Raw genomic sequence first — 22,651 nt, forward strand, 5'->3', positions numbered from 1 at the left:
GCTACGGTCCGCAGGGCTACGTGCCGGTCGGGCGGGACCTCCCGTACCAGATCCGCTTCGCCAATCCCTCCGCCGAGGCGACGGCGCCGACCGAGATCCGCATTACCTCCGCCCTCGATCCGGATGTCGACCCGCGCAGCTTCCGGCTCGGCGCGCTGCGCATTGGCGACATCACAGTCAACGTGCCGTCCGACCGGGCGCGTTTCCAGGGCGATTTCGACTTCTCGCGCTCACGTGGGTTCATCCTGCGCGTCTCGGCCGGAATCGACGTCGACACCGCCACGGCGACCTGGCTGATCCAGGCCATCGACCCGGCCACCGGCGAAATGATGGCCGACGCGTCGACAGGACTGTTGGCGCGTGCCGGGACAGGGGCCGACGCCGGGTCGGTCAGCTATTCGGTCAAGGCGCGAGCACGCGCACCCCAGGGCGCGGAGCTCGTCGCCGGAGCCCGGGTGGCGATGAACAACGCCGCGCCGACCGACGCCGCGGCGGTCACCCACCGGATCGACGCACGCGCGCCGACAACTTCACTTCAGGTCGCGCCGGCGACCGACGTGCCGGGCGCTTATCGTCTCGCCTGGCGTGCGATCGACGACGGCTCTGGCGTCCGCCATTCGACGGTCTATGTGGCCGCGGACGGCGGCGACTTCGAGATCTTCCTCGCGCAAACGACCCAGAGTACCGCGACCTTCGTGGGCGATCCGGCCTCGACTTATGAGTTTCTGGTCCTCTCCACCGACAATGCCGGAAATGTCGAGCGCCCGCCTGCCGGAGCGGCTGTGCCGGATGACGGCTATGCGCCGAATCTCGGTGAGCCGGTCGCCGGCGCCACGACGCCCGCCGATCCGCCGCCCGCACCGGCCCCGGCGCCAACCTCCGTCCCCAACGCCCTGTTCGCGGTGGCCGAGCGACAGAACGCACCAGCGGCGCGCGCGGCTCTGAACGCTCCCGGCTTCGAAGCGACACGCTCGCCCTTCGTCATGCGCGCCTTCGCCCTCGACCTCGGCTCAAGCCTCGCCGGGGTCGGGCCACTCGCCATGGCCGAGGCGCCGGACGGTACGATCCTGGTCGTGGCGGGGGCCGACCGCGCGACGCTCTACGCCGCCGAAGGCGACGGCCGGCCTGTCGGCCCACCGATCGGCAGCGCCGAGGAGCCGCTCTATGGCCTCGCCTTTGACCGGCTCGGCCAGCTTTGGGCCACGACGGGCGGTGGCGCCCTGGCGCTGGTCGATCCGGGCTCGGGCGCCATCCTCGCCCGCTACGGCGAGGGCGTGACCCAGGCCCTCGCCCTTTCGCCGGACGGCGGCCGGCTCTTCGTCTCCACCGGCGACGGCATCGCTGCTTTCGATCTCGCCACACGGCGCTTCGCTGCCTTCTCCGACCAGCGGGTCGACGGCCTCGCCTTCGGGGCCGACGGCCGTCTGTACGGCACGTCCTGGCCGGAGCGCGGGACGATCCTTGTCTTCGACGCCACCGGCGCCGCCGCCGTGCTGGCCCATCTCGACGCACCGCTCGACGCCCTCGCCTTCGGCCCGGCCGGCTCTTCCCTCGCAGGGCTTCTGTTCGTCGGCACGACCGGCGATCCGGTCTCGGGCCTTGGCGGCGCCGTGCTCGCGTATGACCTTTCCACCGGCCGTAGCCTGGCGATCGCAGTCGGCGGCGGACGGGTGGAGAGCCTCGCCCCGGCCTCGGGCGGGCGGTTGCTGATCGGCCACGCCGGCCGGGTCGACGTGGTCGAGCCGATTGTCGTTCCACAGGTGATCGCCGTGACGCCGGCCGACGGCTCCATCACGCCAGGCTCCATCACACGTGTCTCGGTCACCTTCGACGCCGATATGGCGGTCGCAGATCCGCGCGCCGACGGCTCGGCCCTGAACCCTGAGAACTACGCGCTCTACGATGTCACCGGCAGGCGGATCGAGTTCACCTCGCTGAGCTACGACCCGGCGGCCCGGCGGGTCGACCTCGCTTTCCCGGCGCTCGGGCCCGGTTCCTACGGCCTTGTCGTTGCCGCGCGCATCGAGAGCGAGAGCGGTGTCGCAGGCCGCTGGACCTATGATCAGAACTTCACGGTGGCGACCGACCTGTCCCGCACCCTCGAGGTCGCCTTCTCCAACACCCGCCTCGACCGCGCGACGGGTCAGGTCTCCTATGACGTGGTGCTCACAAACATCGGCCCGGACCCCCTGGAGGCGCCGCTGGTGATCGTGCTCGACCCCGCCGCCTATTTCCGCGGCGAAGCGGTGGGCGCGGCGGTGGAGAACGGGCTCTGGATCGTCGACCTTTCCGCGGCGCTCGGGTCAGGCGGCGCGCTCGCCCCCGGCGCTTCGATCGCGGCGCAGACCATCAGCATCTCCGTCCCGGACGGACAGCGCCCGGCCATCGGCCATCGTGCCTACGGCCTCGCGCCGCCGAACGCGGCGCCGGTCATAAGCTCCGTCCCGGCGGGCGAGGCGCGGGTCGGCGCGGACTACACCTATCAGGTGGCGGCGAGCGATCCGGACGGCGTCGCACCGCTCGGCTTCGCGCTGCTCGATGCGCCGGCCGGCATGACCATCTCGGCTGAGGGCGTCGTCACCTGGACGCCGGGTCGGGACGCCGCGGCGGCCGAAGCGGTCACGCTGCGCGTCTACGACCGGCGGGGTGGCTTCGCCGAGCAGGCCTTCACGCTGGCGGTCACGGGAGGCAACCGGGCGCCGACCTTCGCCGACGCGCCTGCCGCCTATCTCCTGAAGGAGGGCGAGGCGTTCATCCTGGCGGTTCGCGCTGACGATGCCGATGGCCAGGCTCTGCGCTTCGACGTGCGCCGACTACCGCCCGGTGCCCGCTTCGACCCCGCCAGCGGCGCCGTCCTTTGGACGCCGGACTTCGGCCAGGCCGGGGTCTACGACATGACGGTCGGCGTCAGCGACGGCGTCCTGCGCGCGGAGAGGACGATCAGCCTCGTCGTCGCTGCAGGGAACGCACCGCCGGCGCTCGCCCCGATCGCGCCCTCGGTGGTGCGCGAGGGCGACCTCCTGCGATTCGCCGTGCGGGCGGTCGACGTGGAAGGCCAGGAACTGGCCTTCTCCAGCGCGTTCCTGCCCCCCGGCGCGAGCATCGACCCGTCGACGGGCCTCTTCGAATGGACGCCGGGCTTCACCCAGGCGGGCGTTTACGACATCCCCTTCTCTGCCGGGGACGGTGACCTGACCACCACGGTGGTCGGCCGCATCGAGGTGATCAACGCCAACGCGCCACCGGTCCTGCCCCCGCTCGGTGTCTGGTCGGTTGCCGAAGGCCAGGAGGTCGCCTTCCGCGCCTTCCCGTTCGATCCGGACAATCCGCTGTTCGAACCGCCGATCCGCGGCGCCGATGGCGAACTCCTCCTCGCGAACCAGACGATCGCGGCGAGTGTCACGCTGACCGCGAGCGGCCTGCCGCCGGGAGCGAGCTTCGACGTCGAGACTGGTGTTTTCCGCTGGACGCCTGGCTCGGGAGATGCGGGAACCTACCGCGTGCGCATCGTGGCCGTCGACGACGGGGGCGGTACGGGAACGCCTGCGCGCGTCGAGACAGAGGCGACCATCCTCGTCGTCAACCTCAATCGCGCCCCCGCCATCGGCGCCCTCGCCGACGTCACGGTGGCCGCGGGGGCGACGCTCGATATCCCCCTCGTCATCGCTGATCCGGACGGTGACCCGGTGACGGTCACGCTCACCCGCCAGCGCTCGGGCTCGTCGACAGCGATCGACATCGATCCCACCCCGGTCGCCATCGAGGCGGCAGGCTCCTTCATGACGCGCCGGGCCGGGCCGGATGGCGGCCTCGTGCTGCGCGTGGCACCGGGCGTCCTCGATCGTGGGGACTATCTCGTCACGATCGGGGCCGTCGATGACGGCGGCCCTGACGGTCCCTCAGCGACGGCGCGCGCGGCGACGTCGTTCGTCGTGCGCGTCACGGCGCCGAATGCGCCGCCGACCTTCGCGCCGCTCGCCCCGCGTGTCGCTGTCGTCGGCGAGACGTTGCGCGTGACCATCACGCTTTCGGACCTGGACGGTGAGGCCCCCACGCTGACCGCCCAGGGCCTGCCGCCGGGAGCGACCTTGGCGCCGGAGGCGGGCGGACGCCACGTCCTCGCGTGGACGCCGACGGAGGCCGGCTTCATCGAGGTGACCTTGAGTGCGCGCGATGGCGGCGCAGGCGACCCCGGCCGCGCGGTCACTACGACGACGACCCTGCAGCTGATCGCCCGGGCCATCGACGCGGCACCCGTCTTCGCGACGGCCGTGGAGAGGCGCCTTCGCGAGGACGAGATTTTCACGCTCGACCTCACCGCCATCGACCCTGATGGCGACCCGCTGCTCTATTCCCTCACCGGGGCGCCGCGAGGCTTATCGATCGACGCGCTGACCGGGCGTCTGTCGTGGCGCCCGGGTTTCGACCAGGCGGGGGCCTATGACGTGACGGCGACCGCCTCGGACGGCGCCCGATCAGCGGTCGTGGTCCAGCGGCTGGTGGTGGAGGACGTCGATCGAGCGCCTGTTTTCGCACCTCTGGCCCCGCAGCTGGGCTTCGAAGACACACCTGTTCAGTTCCGCGTGGTGGCAGGCGATCCGGACGGCTCGGCGACGCGCTTCGCGCTGGTCAGCGCGCTGCCGGCCGGCGCGACCTTCAACACCCGCACGGGCGATTTTGCCTGGACGCCCGGCTTTGCCCAGGCCGGCGACTATTTCCTGCGCTTCCGCGCAACTGACGCGACCGGAGCGGCAGCGGAGATCGGCGTGCTCGTGCGCATCGTCGACGTGGACCGGCCACCGACGATCGCCGCCGACGCCCGCTCCGTCATCCTCGGCGGGTCCTTCGCCGTGAGCCCCGTGGTCGCAGATCCGGACGGCGTGGACGGCCTGACATTTTCGGCGCGCGGCCTCCCCGAAGGCGCGCGGATCGACCCTGTGACCGGGCGCATCGACTGGACGCCGACGCCGGGGCAGATCGGTGACCATCTTGTCCGAGTTAGCGTCTCCGATGGCCTTGCGACTGCGACATCGCCCCTCACATTACGCGTCCTCGAGGCGCCGGTCGCCCCCGAGGTAACGATCATCCAGACACCGTCCTTCGCCGTTGTGCCCGGCCAGACGGTGTCGTTGCGTGTGCTGGCCTCGGCCTTTTCTGGCATCACATCCACCGAGTTGACCCTCGACGGTGTGCCGCTGACGATCGGTGCCGATGGGCGCGTCCTTATCACGCCGAGCACGATCGGACGCCACGAACTCGTCGCCCGAGCGGTCGACCGCGACGGTTTCGTTGGCGAAACCCGCGCGGTCCTGCGCGTACGCGATCCCGCGGACCGGGCGGCACCGTCGGTCAACTTCCTTGGCGATGGGCTCGGCGGCCCGCTCGCCGGGGCGACTGCAGTCGTCGCGCGCGTCGCCGACGCCTCGCTGGACTCCTGGACCCTGGACATCGGTCGCCCGGGCGGCGCCACGCGCCGCGTGCTCGCCACGGGCGTCACCAACGTCGAGGGCACCATCGCCACCCTGGATCCGAGCCTGTTCGAAAGCGGCTTCTACGTCATGCGCCTCACGGCGCTCGACCTCGCCGGCAGGCGCACGGTCGTGGAGACGGTGGTCGAGCTTGCCGCGACGGACAACCCCGGCCGCATCCTTGAGAGCGTCACCGACGCCGTCGTGAGGCTCGGCGGACGCGACATCGCGCTCACCCGCCAATACGACAGCCTCGTCCCCGGAGCAGCCGGCGATTTGGGCCCAGGGTGGCGACTGGTTCTCGCCGACATGCGGCTGGAGACCGACGCCGGCCTTGGCGAGGGCGGCGAGGCACCTTTCGAGATCGGCACGCGGGTCTATCTCACGGCGCCGACCGGAGAGCGCGTTGGGTTCACTTTCGCGCCGGTCGAAGTGCGAATCGCGGGGCTCCTCGCCTACCGCGCCGCCTTCGTCGCCGACGCCGGCGTCAGCTGGCGCCTGACGGCCGGCGATCGGCTGCTCGCCCGGGCAGGCGATCGCCTGTACGACCTCGCGACGGGCCTCGCCTTCAATCCGGCGCGCGCCGCAGGCGAGAGTTTCCGCCTCGCCGGGCAGGACGGGACGGTCTACGGCCTCGGAGGGGCGGGCGATGTGCGCTCCATCCGCTTCGTCTCGGGCGAACGCATCGACGTGTCGGATTCCGGCCTTTCGGCCGCAAATGGCGATGCGGTGACTTTCCAGCGCGGGGCGGGTGGACGGATCGTCGCCCTGACGCGCCCTGACGGCGGAACGATCATTTACGGCTATGACGGCAGGGGCCGGCTCGAGGTGGTGCGCGACCTCACCGACGGATTCAACGACCTCTACGGCTATGGCCCGGCCGGCCTGCTGGTGGCAACTGGTGCGGCTGGCCACGTCCTGATTGGCGGAGGCGTCGAGGCACTGGACGCGTCGCTTGGTGGAGCGGCCGAGTATCTCGGTCAGCCCGCTACGGCCTTGGCTGCGCCGGGTGACCCGGCTCGCCTCGCCTTCATGGTGCGCCCGTCCGAGGCGACGAGCGCCGACGGCGGCGCTGCGATGATTGCGGTGGAAGTCGAGGCGTTGGCGGGCGCGGCCGCGCCGTCCATCCCGGTGGTCGAGGGGCTTGCCGCCATCGCCTCGCGCGTCGAGGGCGCCCGGGCCTTCGCGCTGTTCCGCATCAGCGAGCCTGGGCTGAAACTTCTGACCGTCGCCGGGGCGGGCAGCTACCGCGTCACGCTCCTCGCGGCGGGAGACGTGGACGGCGACGACCGCGTCGACGGGCGTGACCTTTCCGCGCTCGACGCGGCACTCGGCTCGCGGCCGGGCGACGCCGGCTATCGCCAGAGCGCCGACGTCGACCGCGACGGGACGGTGACGGTCGCCGACAGGGCGCTGGCGCGCGCCGCCTTCGGCTATCGGCCGAATGCCGCACCCGTCGTGGCGCCGACCCGCACGTTCTCGACCTACGAAGGTGTGCCGCTCGTCATCCCGGTCGCTGAGGCGCTCAGCGATGCCGAGGGTGACCGCATGCATGCGCTGATCCTCGGCGCGCGCGGCGGGACGGCGCGACTGTCCGCCGACGGCAGGTCGATCGAGTTCCGCCCCGAGACGGGCTTCGTTGGTCAGGCGGTCGTGACGCTTGCCGGTGACGACGGCTACGGCCGCGGCTCGCCGGCGGAGATCGTCATCGACGTCGGCCGAAGCCGGCTGGTCGGCCTGTCTTTTGCCGCGCCCAATCCGACCATCGGCATCGGCGGCCGGCTCGACCTCGCGGTGATTGGCGCCTTCGAGGACAGGCGCGGCCTGGCGCTGACACCGGACTACGTAACCTTCTCCTCGTCCGACCCCTCGGTCGCGACGATCGACGCTGCCGGCCGGCTGACCGGCGTCGGGCAGGGCTTCGCCGTGATCGAGGCCCGTCGAGGCCAAATTAAAGTGGCCACCGCCGTCTCAGTTGGTGCGAGCGAAGACTTGCAGGATCAGGTTCTGCAGGCGCTCGGCCTCGACGCCTATCCGGACGCTGTGACGCTGTCTGCCGATCGTGGCGAGCGGCAGATCCGGCTCTACCGTTCGGCGCGAGACGTCGAGACCGACGTGTCCTCGGCGGCCGCCGGCGCGCGCTACGTGGTCGGCGACGAGCGGGTCGCCACCGTCACGCCCGACGGGCTGATCAAAGCGGTCGGCCCGGGCGAGACCGTGGTGACCGCGCTGTTCCGCGGCGCCGAGGCGCGCATACCGGTCAAGGTCGTGGCAGTGGCGGCCAACGGAACCACGGTGACGGCGGCCGGCGGGGCGGTGCGCAACGCCGAGGGCTATGAGGTGGCGGTGGCGCCTGGCGCCTTCCCCGGTCCCGTCACGCCGGTGATTACCACGCTGACCCGCGCGGACCTGACGACACCGTTCTTCGACGCCTCGACCGGCATCGGCTTCGTCGGAGGCTTTCGTCTCGACATCGGCGACCTGCCGGCCTCGGCACCCCTGCAGCTGTCGCTGCCGACCACGCTTGCCCCCGGCACGCAGGTGAGGTTCTACCGCGAGGTGAAGGTACCTGTCGGCGGTGTCGAAACACGCGGGTTCATGGAGATGGATTGGGGCGTTGTCGGCGAGGACGGCATCGCCCGGACCACCACGCCGCCAGCGGTCGAGATCGTCCAGAGCGGCACTTTTTGGGTTGGCGCACTCGGCCTCGCCGGCGGGACGGTGGCCTTCGGCGTCGTGTCGCTGATCGTCAGCGCCCCTGCCATCATTCCCGTTTTTGCGGTTGCGCTCGGGGGCGTTGCGCTCTTTGCCGCCGCGTCGTTTATGGGCGGCAGCCCAGTGCTGACTCTGCCGAGCGGCCTGCACACCGTCCGCGCCCAGCCGATCACGCCCGACGGTTCCTTCGACGCCGCCGCCTTCAGCGTCGACGTCAAGGCCGGCGAAGTGAACAAGGTCGAGCCCCGCCTCTTCGCCAAGCTGCCGGGCGTCGATCCGGCCGCGCCGTCGATCCGGTCGACGGACGTGAAGTTCCGCGCGCCACCGGACGGCGGTGCGGTAGGGGCCGAGCTGGAAGTCGTCGGCGATAACCTTGTGGATGTCGGGCTGGATGCGCGCGTGCTGTTCGGAAACGCCACCGACGAGGAGATCGCCAAGGCGTTGTTCGACGAGCACGGCGCGGTTCGCACCGACGCCGTGCTGCGCGCCGGCTCGGCCTATCTCGTCAAGCCCATCGCGGTGGCAGCCGACATCGACACGGAGAAGCGCGACCGTCTCGTGGTGTTGCCTCCGCCGCAGATCCCGCTGTCGGGGACGCCGCTCGCCGTCATCACCGTGAGGCAGGAGTTCGGCGCCCTCGCCATCACGCCGACGGCGCGGGTCGACGCCGACACCGGCATCGTCCAGGACGTGCGCGTGCGCCGCTCGGAGGTAGCGGTTCACGCGTCGCCGGCCCAGCTCACCGCCGTGGCGGTGGAGCGCGGCACCCTCGGCGAGGGCTCGACCGCCCGCGCCGACCTCCTCGCGCTGATCCAGGAAAAGAAGATCAAGGACCCCGAGACGGGCGAGGATCGGATCGTCAGCGAAATCGTCGCGCGCGTGCCGATCGGCTTCCTCGGCTCGGACGGCACGCCCGATGCGGCCGCAGCCGGTGCCTTCCCCAACGAGGTTGCCATCACCGGCGATGACGGCCGCGCTTACGTCACCCTTCGTAACCGCGGCGCCGTCGCGATGGTCGACCTCGCCACGTTCCGACAAGTCGACGCCGATCCGACGACTGCCGCAATCGAGCCCATCGTCCTGAAAAACGCCGGCGGACTGGCGGCCTCACCGTGGGGTATCGCAATCGGGGCGAACGGCCTCGCCTATGTCACCGACGCCTATGCCGGCGCGATCTACGTGATCGACGTCGACCCGAAATCGCCGACCTACAACAAGCATGTACGCACCTGGCGTGTACCGGACATGGGCGCGGGCCTGCGGGGGATCGCGCTGACGCCGGACGGCAAGCAGCTTGCCATTGCTGCGCCTGGCGTGGGTGGCACGACCATGACGGACGCGACCGGCCCCGGGGCGCTGATCGTGGTCACGTTGCCCAGCGATGCCGACGCGGTGCGCGCGCCGGGGGCAGCCGGCGATCTGGCCGCCAATGCCGTGCAGGTCATCAAGGAGGTGCGCACGCCGGGGGGGGCGACGGCCGGCTTCTCCGAGCCGATCAACGTGCAAACCCGCGTCGCCCCCGGGGGCGCGCGCATCGTGGTCACCGACCGTTCGAACGAAGGCGCCGGCCTCGTCTTCCTCAAGCAGCAGGGCGACCTGTGGGTTGGCGACCAGATCGTCAAAATGGAGGTGCAGGAGCGGCGCCTGGGAGCGACTGCCCTCAGCGGCACCGACATCCCGGCACTCCTCGCCGGCGGAGGTCTCCTGGGCGGTGACCTGAACCGCCGCGCCCGTCTCGACACGTTCGACGTGAACAACGCCTACGATGTCGTCTTCACCGACGATGACCGCTACGCCTTCGTCCTGTCCTACAACCGCTACAAACCTTACACCGACGGGACGCTGGACGAGACAGCCCGCTCCCACGATCCCAACGCCGCGCCGCTGCGGCCGATCGGTTCCAGTATCGGCGTCATCCCGGCGCCGTTCGGCTCACGCGCCGCCGTGCTGGCCGCCCAGCTGGCGGGCTCGCGCACAGCCGCTCCCGCAATCCTCGCCGCAACGCGGGGCATCCCCTTCGGCATTGCGCAGGGGCTCGGATTCTCCTCCAGCGGCGACACGATTTACGTGTCGATGACCGGCAAGCGCGCGGTGTTCGGCTACAACGTCGACGCCCTGATCTCGCAGGTCAACTTCCTGACCAACCCGCAGGCCAGCGGCCGCCTGGGCCCGTTCTTCGTCGCCCGCCAGCCGCTCAACGACTTCGAGTTGAAGAGCACCACCCCCCTGGTCTCCTACGGCCCGATCGATCGCAACGACGTCCGCCGGAGTGGCGTCGAGACCGCGATCGACGTGGGCGCCGACTATGCGATCTACCGGGATGGCGACGTGGCCGTCGAGCGCCCGTCCACTCCGGATTCTCCCTATGCGCCGCTCGGCGTCGGCGGCTATCCGCGGGGCATGGACGCGCAGAGCTTCTTCCTGAAGCTCCTCGCGCCGTCACAAGGCGAGACGATCGACGCGCCGACCGTGACGTTCAAATGGCGACTTGAGAACCGCTCGGCACCGACGACGCTCTTCGTCGCGCTCGCCGGCCGCGGTGCGGGCCTGTTCCCCGCCGACACCGCCGAACTGGAGGCCGAGCTCGCCGCCGCTGGCTTCTCGCCCCGGCCGCTGGACGATGCGCCCGGCGCCGAGACTGCGCTGGACGGCAATCGCAACCGCATTTTCCAGAAGCGCTTCGCGGCCAGGGAGATCGGCGAGGACTACAGCTTCACGCTGACCACGCCGCTCACCCGGGGGCAGGTGGTCAACTGGGGTGTCGAGGTCGACTATGGCGGCCGTACCTATCGGCGTTCGCAGGAGTTCGCCACGGCGTCCGGACCGCGCGAGGGCGAGGCGACCTATCCCTATCAGGGCGTGACCATCCTCATGCCGGGCGGCGGCACCGCACCGTTCATGGAGGACCGGGAAAGCGACATGACGCGCCTGCTCGCCGACGCGATCACGCGCGTGACCGACGGTGCGGCGTTCCAGTACAATCCGCGCTGGCGCGAGGGCGGACCGGTCTGGGTCCCCATCTCGCAAGGCGCCACGACGATCGACGCGGCGCGCGGCAAGTCGCTGGTCCTCATCGGCGACTGGACGCGCGACGCCGCGATCACCGACACCGGCTTCGCCGAGGCCGCGGCCGACGCCTTCTTCGCACAGCTCTACGCGCTGAACGGCTCCGTGGAAGGTGCCTTGTTCGCTTCGCCGCTGCATTTCATCGGGCAGGGCCGCGGCGCATCGGTCAACAGCGAGGTGGTGGAGCGGCTGCTGCGCTATGGCGGCCCCCGACCGCCCGACCTGCAGGTGACGACGCTCGATCCGCACGACTTCCAGCAGCCTTCCATGGATGTGCCGCTGGCCAAGCTGATCTCCGCCGCCCAGGTTGGGGCCAGCGTGGCCGCGGCGGCCACGGCTGCCGAGGCGCCGCCCCTGGCGTTGGTCTTCTCCAAGATCTCCGCCGCCGCCAGCGCTGCCCAGGCGCTCGTGCAGATCATGGGCTGGCAAACGCTGCGCTATGGCGATTTCGGCGATCCGCGGGTCCAGGTCTGGAACGGGATCAGCTTCGCCGACAATTACTACCAGGACCTCGCCCGCGAGACCCCCGACGCCCAGCCGGAAGGCTGGGTCTTATGGGACTACGTTCGTGCCGAGGCGCAGAAATATGGCGCGCCGCCGCCGGAGGGGCAGACCCAGTCGAGCCTTGGCCGCCTCGCCGCAGCGATCGGGGACATCCCCTATTTCACCTTCACGCCGAACGGCCGCGCCATTTCGACCGTCCCTGCAGGCCAGTCGGGCGGAGCGATCGACGATGCCGGTAGGGCCAAATACCTCGTCGCGGGAGGCGTTCCGTTCAGCGGCGGACGCGCCGAGATCGACCTCAACCTGCGCGGCCGGCCAGGCTTCGTGGAGGATGATGCTTTCCTCGGCACGGCCGGCTTCGGCTCCGTCCATCGGCGTGTCGTGTCCTGGTACATTGGCACCGCCGATCTGTCGGCCACGGGCGTGCAGCCTGGGACGACCATCGCAGGTCGGCCCATCCTGCCGGTCGACCGGATCTTCCGCGGCCTTTCCGACCGCAACTACGACACCGAGCGCGAGACCGGCGACCGCAGCTGGATCGAGATTTTGAACGGCCAGCTGAACACCGGCATCCTTGATCTCACCGGTTTCCTGCGCTCCGACGCGGTGCAACGCGTCGCGGCGGCTTACGGCACGAAACTGGAGACCGAGCTCGCGCATGTCTCGCGCTACCGGCCGCCCCAGGCGCTGCCGTCCCCGGGTGCGGGGCCAAGCCGCATCGACGGCGGCTGGTATCGCGCCTTCGAAGCGACCACCAATCCGACCAACGCGATCGTCGATCCCAAGACAGACCTGGCGGCCTGGGAAGGGACCGGCTCCGGATGGTTCTATTCCTGGCTCGGCGGCGGCTCCGGCCTGCGCCCGGCCCAGGTGCCCGGCTCACGCGCGACGCTGCCGACCGGCTCGGCGGTCTTCTACAACGGCGACTTCGAGGCGTCGGTCCGGCCGATCTACGGCCGCTTCCCGGTGATCGTCGGCACCACCTTCGAGATGCCCGGCTGGTCGCTGCAGGGGGGGACGAACGATCCGCTGCAGGGCGCCAAGCTGATGCCCGATTTCGACGTGGAGGCGTTCGACGCCTTCCTTGCCCAGAACGGGGTCGAGCCGAACGGCGCCAATGGCCAGCCCGATCCGGATGTCGTGAAGGCCCGCGCCTTCGCCGGCAAGGTCGTGCAGATGACCGCCGGCGCGCTGTCGGCGGGGGCCGGGGCCGGCGGCGGCATCGAGTATCTGAAAGCCCTCGGCGTGGAGGCGGCACGGCTGATCGGCGATCTATTGCAGAGCGAGACCTTGCGCGACGAGGCCCTGGCCTTTGGCCGGGTCGTCTCGGCGGCCTTCGAAAAGAACGGCATCAAGGGCGTCGCCGAGACGTTCAAGCCGAGCCTCCTGAACAGTGGGATCGAGACGATCTCCAAAGTGATCGCCTGGCTGCAGGCCAATGCGACCAATTACGGCTACCGGCTGGGTTCTGCCGATCCGCTCGGCCTGGAGCACAATCCCATGCTCGTGCCGGCCGACGAGCAGGTCCTCTCCTTCGCCTACAAGCCGCTCGACTTCCTCTACCAGGGCGCCGCGCCGCTCGGCCTCTCCGGAACGGGCGTCATCGTCGTCACCTTCAAGGAGCTCATGGCCGACGGCTCCTTCGCGACGCCGGTCGAACTCGCCCGGATCGACCTGCCGGCGGCGAAGCTCGACGGAGAGCGCGCCCGCTTTGAGGTCGCCGCCGTCGACATCTCGCGCCTCGGCGGCAAGGTCGGCATCTTCGCCTTCCGTGTCGAGGATCCGGCGCGCAACGCCGTGGCGGTCATCGACAACATCGTCTTCGGCACGCTCAACGTGACCGACAACGATTCCGGTAATGACGAAGGTGTGGTGTTCCTCGCCGATCCGTCACTCGGCGATCTCGAATTCCTCCCCGAAACCAATTTGCCGGCGGGCGCCGACGGGGGCCCGAGCGGCGGGCCGGATTCGCCGGCCACGGCGCCGGCCATGGCCAATCCGGTACCCCCATCCGTGATTGAGCGCGGTGTCCAGAAGGGCGAGTACTTCACCCCCGCGCTGGCTTACGCCCATGAACTGGCGCTCCGGATCGCGCCAAACGTCGCCCTTCGCGTGCAGTTCCTCGATGCGGCCACCGGTGCCGTTCTGTCCGTACGGGCCACCCTCGGCGGCGTAGAGGCCTCTCCGGAGAGTGACGACTTCTATTCGATCAACACCGACAAGGAGTTCCGCGCATTCGTGCGTCTCGCCGCCGGCCAGAAAATGAAAGTCGTCCTGACGGAAAGTCTTGCCGAGGACGTCCGGAAGAAGCTGGTGGACGAACAGGTTCTCATCTTTTCGATCCGCCTGGACTTCGCCTCGACGGAGTTGGTCGCTCCGCCGCAATCGAACCCCGACCCGAACGCCCCGCCGCCGCCGCCCCCCCCGACGCCTCGCGTCCTGAGGTCCTCCGACGTCATCCATCCCTTCTTCGATCTCGCCGATGCCGTACCCAACAGCGAAATCGTCCTGCCACATACGCGTGCCCAGACCACCCGCGAGCTTCTTGTCTACAATCCGGCGCGGCTCTCCATCACCCTTGTCCCCGCCACCGGCGTACCGGATGCAACATCCTCCTTCCAAGTGGTCAGCCACGCGACGAAACCCGATTTTTCGGTGGTGCGCTACACGCCGAAGCTGATAACCGGGGCGGACGACGGCAAGTTGTTCGACCAGGTTCACATCCGGTTCTCCACCGGATCCGGAACGCAGGTTGGACTGGTTCGCTTGACGGCCTTCAAAGCCAAGACACAGCGGATGATCATCGATATTGCCGCGCTCCGCGAGGAGATCACGCAGGTCCTGCGCGATGCGGCGTTCTACCAAGAGTGGCAGATTGAAGAGGATCGAAAACTCTTCGAGAATATTGACGCGCGTCTCGCAGCCATCCAGGCTGGAACTGAAGTTCCGGCGGTCTATACTAAAAAGACGATCACGGAGACGGATTTCCCACGTGCCGACGGAACCCTGAGCGATGACTACAGGGTCGATCTGAACGAACTCGTTCGCCCCGGCGGCGGCTATCCGATCCTTCTGTCAACCTTCACGTTGAAGGCCGATGCCAGCATTCCGTTGCACGCGCGGCAAATCGAGGAAGCGCAATGGGCGACCTTTGAGACCGCGCTGCTGAACGTGATCCAGGAGGACTACGGCGCCTTCCTGAAAGCCGGAGCCCTTGAACTCATCGTGCGCGGCGGCGCCGCGAATGCAGGTTTCATGTCGAAGGCGAATGGCAAGCCTGTCGCCACCGCAGACCTGCGGGAGGGCAAGGCCGCCACCTTCCGCCGCCGGCCCATCGGTGACGAAAAGGCTCCGGACGGCTCACTCATTGACGCCGTCGGCCGGTCCTACGCACAGCAGGACTTCTCCTTCTCTGCGCTGGTCGCCAATGCCTTGACGCGCACCCAGCCCAGCGTCGCCTACCCCGGTGCAGATTTCGCTGATGCCTTCAAGAAGGAGCTCGCTCCCGGCCAGCTCGGATACTTCATCGACCGGTCTCTGAATCTCCTTGGTTACGATAATCCAGTGGGTGATCGGGAGGACGGCCTGTGGATCGCAGTCGACGGGCGTCTGCGCCAATACGAGCGCCAGAACACGCGCGGTGCGGACGCGGCCAAGACGCGCGAAATCTGGGGACGGGGCTTCGGCACGCTGCTGGCGCACGAATTTGGCCATCGGTTCGGTCTGTTCGACGACTACACGGACAATTTCGACGGTGCGAAGGCGTTTTCCCAGATCGTTACGACACCAAACCGCATGTCGTTCAACCTGGGGCCAAATGGTTTCAATAGTCTCCAGACGCAGATCTTGTGGGCGGCTTTCAATCAATCGACCGTGCCGGACGATACTGGAGCCCTTGAAGAAACAGGACTTCAACGCAAAGACGCAAGAGCCGCAGGAACCTATCTGCTGCATGACTGGAAGATGAGGAGCAATCAATACCAGGCTCTGGGCTATTTCGAGGTGAGGCTTGATACGACTGCCGGCCGGCTCATCTTCGCCGGTGCCAACACGGGTTTCGGCTACGACGCCCCCACTGACACGTGGTTCTTCAACGGAAGCCCGACCGACCGTCGGCCGACGCCGCTGCCTGGGCAGGTCTTCGGCACGACGATCGTCACGGGCTCAGCCGACCCGTTTGGCCCAAGCGGCCGGGCGGATGTCGCCTTCGCCGACGAGGGAACGGTCGACCCTGCGACGGTCGAGACCTTTGGGGTGCCGCTCTATGGCGCCGTGACGCCGAAATGGCTCGACTCTTCCGGTCCGCCCATCCTCGCCCCCGCATCCGCCTCGCTGCTCGCTGCGGCGGGTGGGGGATCTTTGGCCAACGGCGACTTCGCGCTCGCCGATCCGGCGGCGGCCGGCTTCGGATGGCGCCTGCGCGGCGCGGCGGCGGTGGAGGGCGGCCAGCTTGTCCTTGGCGAGGGCGCGCGAGTCATGGCGGGCGCGAGCCAGAGCTTCACGCTCACCGGCGCGCGCTATCTCACCTTCACCCTGTCGAGCGCAGTCTTTGCCTCCAATGGTCCCGAGGCGCCGCCCGACGCGCTGGAGGTGGCGCTGACCGGCGCCGACGGCCGTCCGCTCGCCGGCGTGGTCGGCCTCGCCCGCACCGACGCGCTCCTGAACGTGCAGGCCGACGGGTCGATGCGCCTCGCCTCGCGGGTCACCGCGCTCGACCTGCCGCCGGGAGCCAAGCTGCCCGCCGACCGGCCTGTCACCTTCGTGGTCGACCTCGCCGGCCTCGCACCGGGAACGGTCGCCCTCCTGTCTCTCGACCTCGTCGGCCTCGGCCGCGCCGGCAGCCGTGCGGTCTTCGATGACGTCCGGCTGTCCGCGACAGTCGACCCCGCAAGACCGGTGGCCTTTGACGTGACGGCGGTCGCCGAGGAAGACGGCCCGGCGGTCGTCGTGACGCCCAACGTCTCGCTACCCGTGAGCGAGGGCGCCGTTCTCAGCCTCGACACGGCGGGTCTCCGCGGCGTCGCGCGCCTGGAGGCCGGCCAGATCGTCTTCGACCCTGCAGGAGCCTTCGAGGACCTGGCAGCCGGGGCCACAGTCATCACCGGCTTCGGCTACACCGTGACCGACGCGTTCGGCCGCGAGGCCAGCGCCCGTGTCAACGTCACCATACGCGGCGTCAACGACGCTCCCCGCGCCGGCTCCATCGAGACGTCGACGACCGAGGCGGGCCCGACGTTGCTGATTTCGCTTCCAGCGGACGACGTCGATGCGGGCGACGCCCTGACGATCGTGCTCGACGGGACCGGCACAAAGGGTGTTGCGTCGCTCGCGCCCGATGGCCGGCTGTCCTACGATCCGGGTTCCGCCTTCCGCGCGTTGCGAGCCGGCGAGACGGCGGTGGAGACGATCCGCTACGTCGTGACGGATCGCGCCGGGGCGAACACCGAAGGCGTCGTGCGCATCCGCCTCACGGGCGTCAACCAGCCGCCGAATGCACGCGACCTGACCGTCGCGACCGACCCGGTGACGCCCCTCCTGCTCGCTCCCGTCATCGCCGATCCGGACAGCGGCGACCCGCTCACGGTGACGCTGGACGCTGCCGGCGCGCGCGGCCGCGTCACACAGACCGCCGACGGCCGGTTCCTCTATGATCCGGCCGGCGCATTCGACGGACTGGCGCGGGGCCAGACCGCGATCGACCGCTTTGTCTATCGGGTGACGGACGCTTCCGGCGCGGCTGCCGAGGCGACGGTCCATATCACCATCGAGGGATCCCGAACGCCGCCGCGGGTCGCCGATCTGGCGGTCGAAATCCGCGCCGATTCGCCGCCGGTGCGCCTCGTCCCCACGCTCGCAGGTGTCGACCCGAGCGAGCCCTACACATTGTCCTTGGTCGGCACACCGCCGGCGGGTTTCTCGCTCGACGGACTGGCGCTCGTCTACGATCCGGGTCTGCAGCACCGCCCGCTCCCCGAGGGCGCCCGTGCGGTCGAGCAAGTCGTCTTCGCCATAGCCGACCGTTTCGGACTTGTCGGCCAGGCCATCGCGACCGTGACGATCGTCGGCGTCAACGATCCGCCGGCCCCGCCGGTCTTCGGCGAGTTCGGCGCCGACGTGCGCATCCGAGAGGGCGAGACCTTGCGGGTGCAGGCCTTCTCACGCGACCCTGACGCGGGCGACACGATCGCCTATGCCCTGATCGATCCGCCTCCCGGCGCAACCATCGATCCGCTGACAGGGGTCATCACCTTCATCCCGGCCGACGGTACCGAGACCTGGCGTCTGGCCGTCAAGGCGTCCGATTCAGCCGGCAGTGCCGCGGTCTCGACGCTCGTCGTCCAGGTCGACGACGTGGCGCCCGTCCTGGTCGCCGACGGACTGGCGCAAGCGGTGCTCGGCGAGCCCTACCACCTGACCTGGAGCCTTTCCGATCGCGGAGCCGACCACGTCGCTGCCGTCGTCGTGGACTGGGGCGACGGCGTCATCGAGCGGTTGTCCGGTGAGGCGCGCGCCGCCAGCCACATCTATCGCCTGCCTGGGATCAAGCCGATCACCCTCGCGGTGGAGAACGAGGACGGTCTGTTCCGCTTTGACGGGCCGCGCGTCGATGCCCGGTCTCTCTACCTCACCGTGGTGGCGTTTGCGCCAACCGCGACCGGCTTCACGGTGCGTTTCAACGACGCCTTCGATCCGTCCACGGTGGGTCTCTGGGGTGATCCGTCCGGGCCAGATCTGGAGCTCGTCGACGAAGCCGGCAAAACTGTTGCCGGCAACATGATCCTTGACCCCGACGGGCGCGGGTTTGGCTTCGTGCGCACCGGCCTGATGCTTGATCCCGGCGTCTACCGGGTGCGCCTCGTTTCGGGAGCGGACGCCTTCCATGGCGCGCGCGGGGCGCTCGACGGCAACGGCGACGGTGTGATCGGCGACGACTTCGCCGCGTCGTTCTCCACCAGGGCAATCGGCGTCGGCGTTCGAATCGGCGATTCGGTCGCCCCGCCAGGTGCGGCTCTGGTGGGGAGCGAGGGCCGCGAGGGCCTCGCCATGACGCTCGCAAGCGTCGGCGGCGTCCTGTCGTTCGACATGGCGGTCGACTACGATCCGACGGCGATGACGCTGACGGGCGCGCGGGCTGGCAGGGACCTGCCGCGTGGAGCCACCATTGCATTCTCAACCGAGCGCACGGGCGCTGGGCGGGCGACAGCACGCATCAGCGTGACACTGACCGCGCCCCTGCCCGCCGGTGCCCGCGAGGTGTTGCGGCTGACCGGCGTCACCGACCCTGCCACCCCATACGGGGCCGAGCGCCTGCTGACCGCCCGGCTGGAGCGGGTCAACGGCGAGGCTACCGAAACTTTGGATTCGCAGGCCGTTGTCGTGACGGGTCTGACGCGAGACGCCGACGCCAATGCCCGGCTCGACGCGGGCGATGAGGCGCTGATCGCCGCCCCCGCTGCCGGCGAGTCCGGCTTCGCCGCCTGGCGCCGCATCGACCCTGCGCTGATCGCGCCGCCACTGCCGCCGGTCGATCCTGTGACGCCGACGTCGCCGGGCGTTCCGGTTGTCCCCACACCCGCTCCGGTGCAAGGCTCGGCCGTGCCGGGGGGGCCGCCGGCTGCGAAGGCCGCCGCCGACACGGGTTTTTCCGACCCCGTGGCGCGCCCCGACATGGTGGTTGGTGACCGCGGAATCGAGACGCTCACCGATGTCATCCAGCGCCGCCTGGCGCCCGGCACCAACACGCCGGGTCTGGCAACGGGTGGCGGGAGACCGGGCAATCTGTGCTATCTGCCACCGCAGTTCGACCGCCCGATCGACCTTGAGGAGATCAGGGAACTCCTCGCGCGCGATGGCTTCGGCGCCAGCGTCACCGGCGAGCGGCCGGCCATGCCAGCGCCACCCTCGATGTCGACCGATCCGCCGGCCCCGCCGGCGCCCGATCCCGCCACGCCCGAACCCGCCTGGCGCCGCGCTCAAGCGCCGGCGCGAGGTGCCGAGGTCGACCTGTCGTCTTTGTCCGCGTCGGGGCCCGCGACGGATGGGACACAGGATGCTGCTGCGGCCATCCCCTTCGTGCTGGGCTTCGGGCTGGTTGGCCTCGTCCGCCCGTCCGGGCGTCCGGGCGTCGGCCTAAGGGGGAGAGCCGGTGCTCCGCATGATGGCTCCGATGACGAAGCGGGCGGTGCTCCGCACATTGACTGGGGCGCCGCCGCAGGTTCCGATGGCCGAGCCGGACCGCCCGCGCCCTGACGCGCCATCCGCCCGCCCAGATGAAAGCAGTTCCGCCAATGACCGATGCTGAAAGCCGCCCATCCAAGCCGAAGGCCGCACGCTCCGCGCCAGCGAAGCCCGGTGAGCCGCCGGTCAAGGTCAATGCCAGCCGCCTGAAGAGTACCTACTGCAACATCTGCAACGCCTCCTCGACCCGCGAGGAGGTCGTTCTGAACTTCGGGATCAACCAGAACTGGGATCAGGGCCGCAAGGCCTTCGACGTCGAGCTGCACCACCGCATCATCCTCAATCCGCATGCGGCCAAGCGCCTGCATCTGGTGCTGGGCGAACTCATTGCCGAGCATGAGCGTCGCTACGGGGAGCTGCGATGAGGCGCGGGGCGAACGCACTTGCGCTCGCCGGAGTCCTTGTCGGATTCCTGTCCGTCGATGCGCTACCCGCGGTCGCCCAAACACCCGCGTCGGCGCCGGTTCGACTGCCTCCGTCCGCCCGCCTCTCCGACCTCGACCTCGACTGCCTGATCGACGCGCAGAGCCGGGTGAAGCTGAGCGCGGCCGTCTCCGGGCTGGTGGCACGCGTCCATGTCGACCGGGGTGACAGGGTCAACGCCGGACAGGTGCTCGTCGAAATGGAGTCGAACGTGGAGGAGGCGCAGCTGCGTGCTGCCCGCATCCGCGCCGCCAATGACCAGCCGGTGCATAGTGCGCGGGCCAAGCTGGAGCGCGCCGAGCGCACGCTCGAAAGGTTGACCCGCCTGCGCGGCGCCAATGCCGGCGCGCTGACACAGGGCCAGTTCGACGAGGCCGTGTCTGAGCAACGTGTGGCGCTGTCCGCCCTGCGCGACGCCGAGGCCGGCATGGAAACAGCGCGGGTGGAGGCCGATCGCGCCTTGGCGGTGCTCGAGCAGCGGCGGGTCGTCTCGCCCATCGACGGGGTGGTTGTGGAGCGCAACATGCAGCCGGGGGAGCATCGCAACGAGCAGTCGCACATGCTCACTCTGGCGCGCATCGATCCGCTGCACGTGGAGGTCTTCGCGCCGGTGGCGCTCTACGGGCAGACGCGGGTCGGTGCGATCGCCCGCGTCAGCCCCGAAGCGCCGGTGGGCGGATCCTACGAGGCGCGCGTGACGGTGATCGACCGCGTCATCGACGCCGCCAGCGGAACCTTCGGCGTTCGCCTGGCCCTGCCCAACCCCAACCACGAGATCCCGGCGGGACTGCGCTGCCGCATTCGCTTCGAGGCCCTGCCAGCGCGCTGAAGGGGGGATTGGCTCAGTCCGGCCGATTGGCGAAGCCCAGCATCTTCTCGAGATTGCGGCCCGAACTTTGCGTCAGCCGGCGCCCGGTCAGCGCCTTGGCCTCGGCGCGCCGCTGCGCCACCGCCTTCAGCACGCGCGCGACAAGGGCGGGCAGTCTCCCGGCCCGACCGAACGACAGCGCGCGCGCGACGACGGGCGCATGGTCGCGGAAGAGTTCGTCATCGACTGCAACGATCGCCTCGGCCGATCCGGGATCGCCTTGCCGTCCCGCGCGGCCATAGAGCTGGCGATCGGTCCGGCCGCTCTCGTGGAAGCCGGTGAGGATCACATGCAGTCCGCCGGCCTCGCGCGCCGCTGAGTCCAGGCGAATGTCTGTGCCGCGCCCCGCCATGGCGGTAGCCACGGTCACGCGTCCGGCCTCTCCCGCCTCGGCAACGATCGCAGCTTCCTCGGCGTCCTGTCGTGCGTTCAGCACCCGGTGGGCGATGCCTGCCGCAGCAAGAACCTCGCTCAGCGCCTCCGAGTCCTTGACGCTGCGCGTGCCCACCAGCACCGGCCGGCCCTTTTCGGACATGCGGTGGCAGCGCTCGGACACGGCGACCCATTTCGCCTGTTGCGAGCCGTAGAGCCGAAGGCCGTGCCAGCGGCGGCGCGAGCGGCGGTGGGTCGGGATGCGCACAACGGAACGCTCGTAGACGAGGTGAAGTTCGCGCCCGGCCTCGGCGGCGCTGCCGCTCATGCCACCGAACCAGAGATAGCGACCGAACCATTGCTGATAGGTCAGGCGGCCAGTGGTCTCACGGCGCACGCTCGGCTCCAAGCCCTCCTTGGTCTCGACGAGCTGCTGGAGGCCGCGCTCCCATTTGCGGTCGGCCATCACGCGGCCGGTCGCCTCGTCGACAATGCGCGCCTCCCCCTCGACGACGATATAGTGCTGGTCGCGGTGGAACAGATGCAGGGCGCTCAGAGCCTGCGTCGCCAGGTCCTCGCGGGCCCGTTTGAGCGACCAGGGGCCCGGCCTCTCCTCAGCCGCAAGGGCGTCGCCGGCGGCGGCGAGGCGGGATTTGCCGGCCGCGGTGAGCTCCACCCGGCGCAGCGCCCGGTCGATGCGGTAATCGGCGCCCTCTTCCAGTGCGCGAACCAGTGACAGCATGGCAGCGTAGGGAGGTTCGGCTCCGCTCTCGCCGACCGCCGCCGAGATGATCAGCGGCGTGCGCGCCTCGTCGATCAGCACGAGGTCGGCTTCGTCAACCAGCGCGAAGGCCAGACCTTGCGTGATCGGCGCCGGTCGTGCCCGGCCGGTCGGCAGCAGGCGCGCAGCGGCCGCGCGCGTTGCGGTGGCGAGGCCGCGCGCCGCGATGCGGTCGCGGAGATAGTCGAAGGCCATCTCCTTGTTCGAGCCGTAGAC

4 protein-coding genes (1 of these 4 cut by a window edge) are annotated in these 22,651 nt (G+C 69.8%); 3 read left to right on the forward strand and 1 reads right to left on the reverse strand.

Annotated features, from left to right (window positions below; translation table 11 throughout):
* The 3 genes in view from ACT6XY_RS10035 to ACT6XY_RS10045 are tightly spaced (at most 38 nt apart) and all read left to right on the forward strand, a layout consistent with a single transcriptional unit that may run on beyond the window.
* Positions 1–20,003: the 3' portion of an Ig-like domain-containing protein gene (locus ACT6XY_RS10035; RefSeq protein ID WP_444748192.1), read on the forward strand. 15,610 nt of this gene lie to the left of the window's left edge; only the last 20,003 of its 35,613 coding nucleotides appear in the window; the start codon falls outside the window, past its left edge; the stop codon is at positions 20,001–20,003.
* 38 nt (positions 20,004–20,041) lie between these two features.
* A complete protein-coding gene (locus ACT6XY_RS10040) occupies positions 20,042–20,356 on the forward strand; it encodes a DUF3467 domain-containing protein (protein WP_444748193.1) in 315 nt (104 codons plus the stop codon).
* Positions 20,353–21,243: an efflux RND transporter periplasmic adaptor subunit gene (locus ACT6XY_RS10045; RefSeq protein WP_444748194.1), complete on the forward strand. Its 891-nt coding sequence runs from the start codon at positions 20,353–20,355 to the stop codon at positions 21,241–21,243. The genes ACT6XY_RS10040 and ACT6XY_RS10045 overlap by 4 nt, the downstream gene beginning before the upstream one ends.
* 13 nt (positions 21,244–21,256) lie before the next feature.
* Here ACT6XY_RS10045 and ACT6XY_RS10050 read toward each other — a convergent pair.
* Positions 21,257–22,651: preprotein translocase subunit SecA (locus ACT6XY_RS10050; protein ID WP_444748195.1), on the reverse strand; the 1,395-nt coding region annotated here is incomplete at its 5' end.

Origin of the sequence: Phreatobacter sp., from assembly GCF_052440005.1 — a bacterium.
GTDB lineage: Bacteria > Pseudomonadota > Alphaproteobacteria > Rhizobiales > Phreatobacteraceae > Phreatobacter.

Excerpts from the sequence above, each read along its gene's own strand:
- ACT6XY_RS10040 (WP_444748193.1), top strand. The coding sequence starts at position 20,042 with ATGACCGATGCTGAAAGCCGCCCATCCAAGCCGAAGGCCGCACGCTCC.
- ACT6XY_RS10045 (WP_444748194.1), top strand. The coding sequence starts at position 20,353 with ATGAGGCGCGGGGCGAACGCACTTGCGCTCGCCGGAGTCCTTGTCGGA.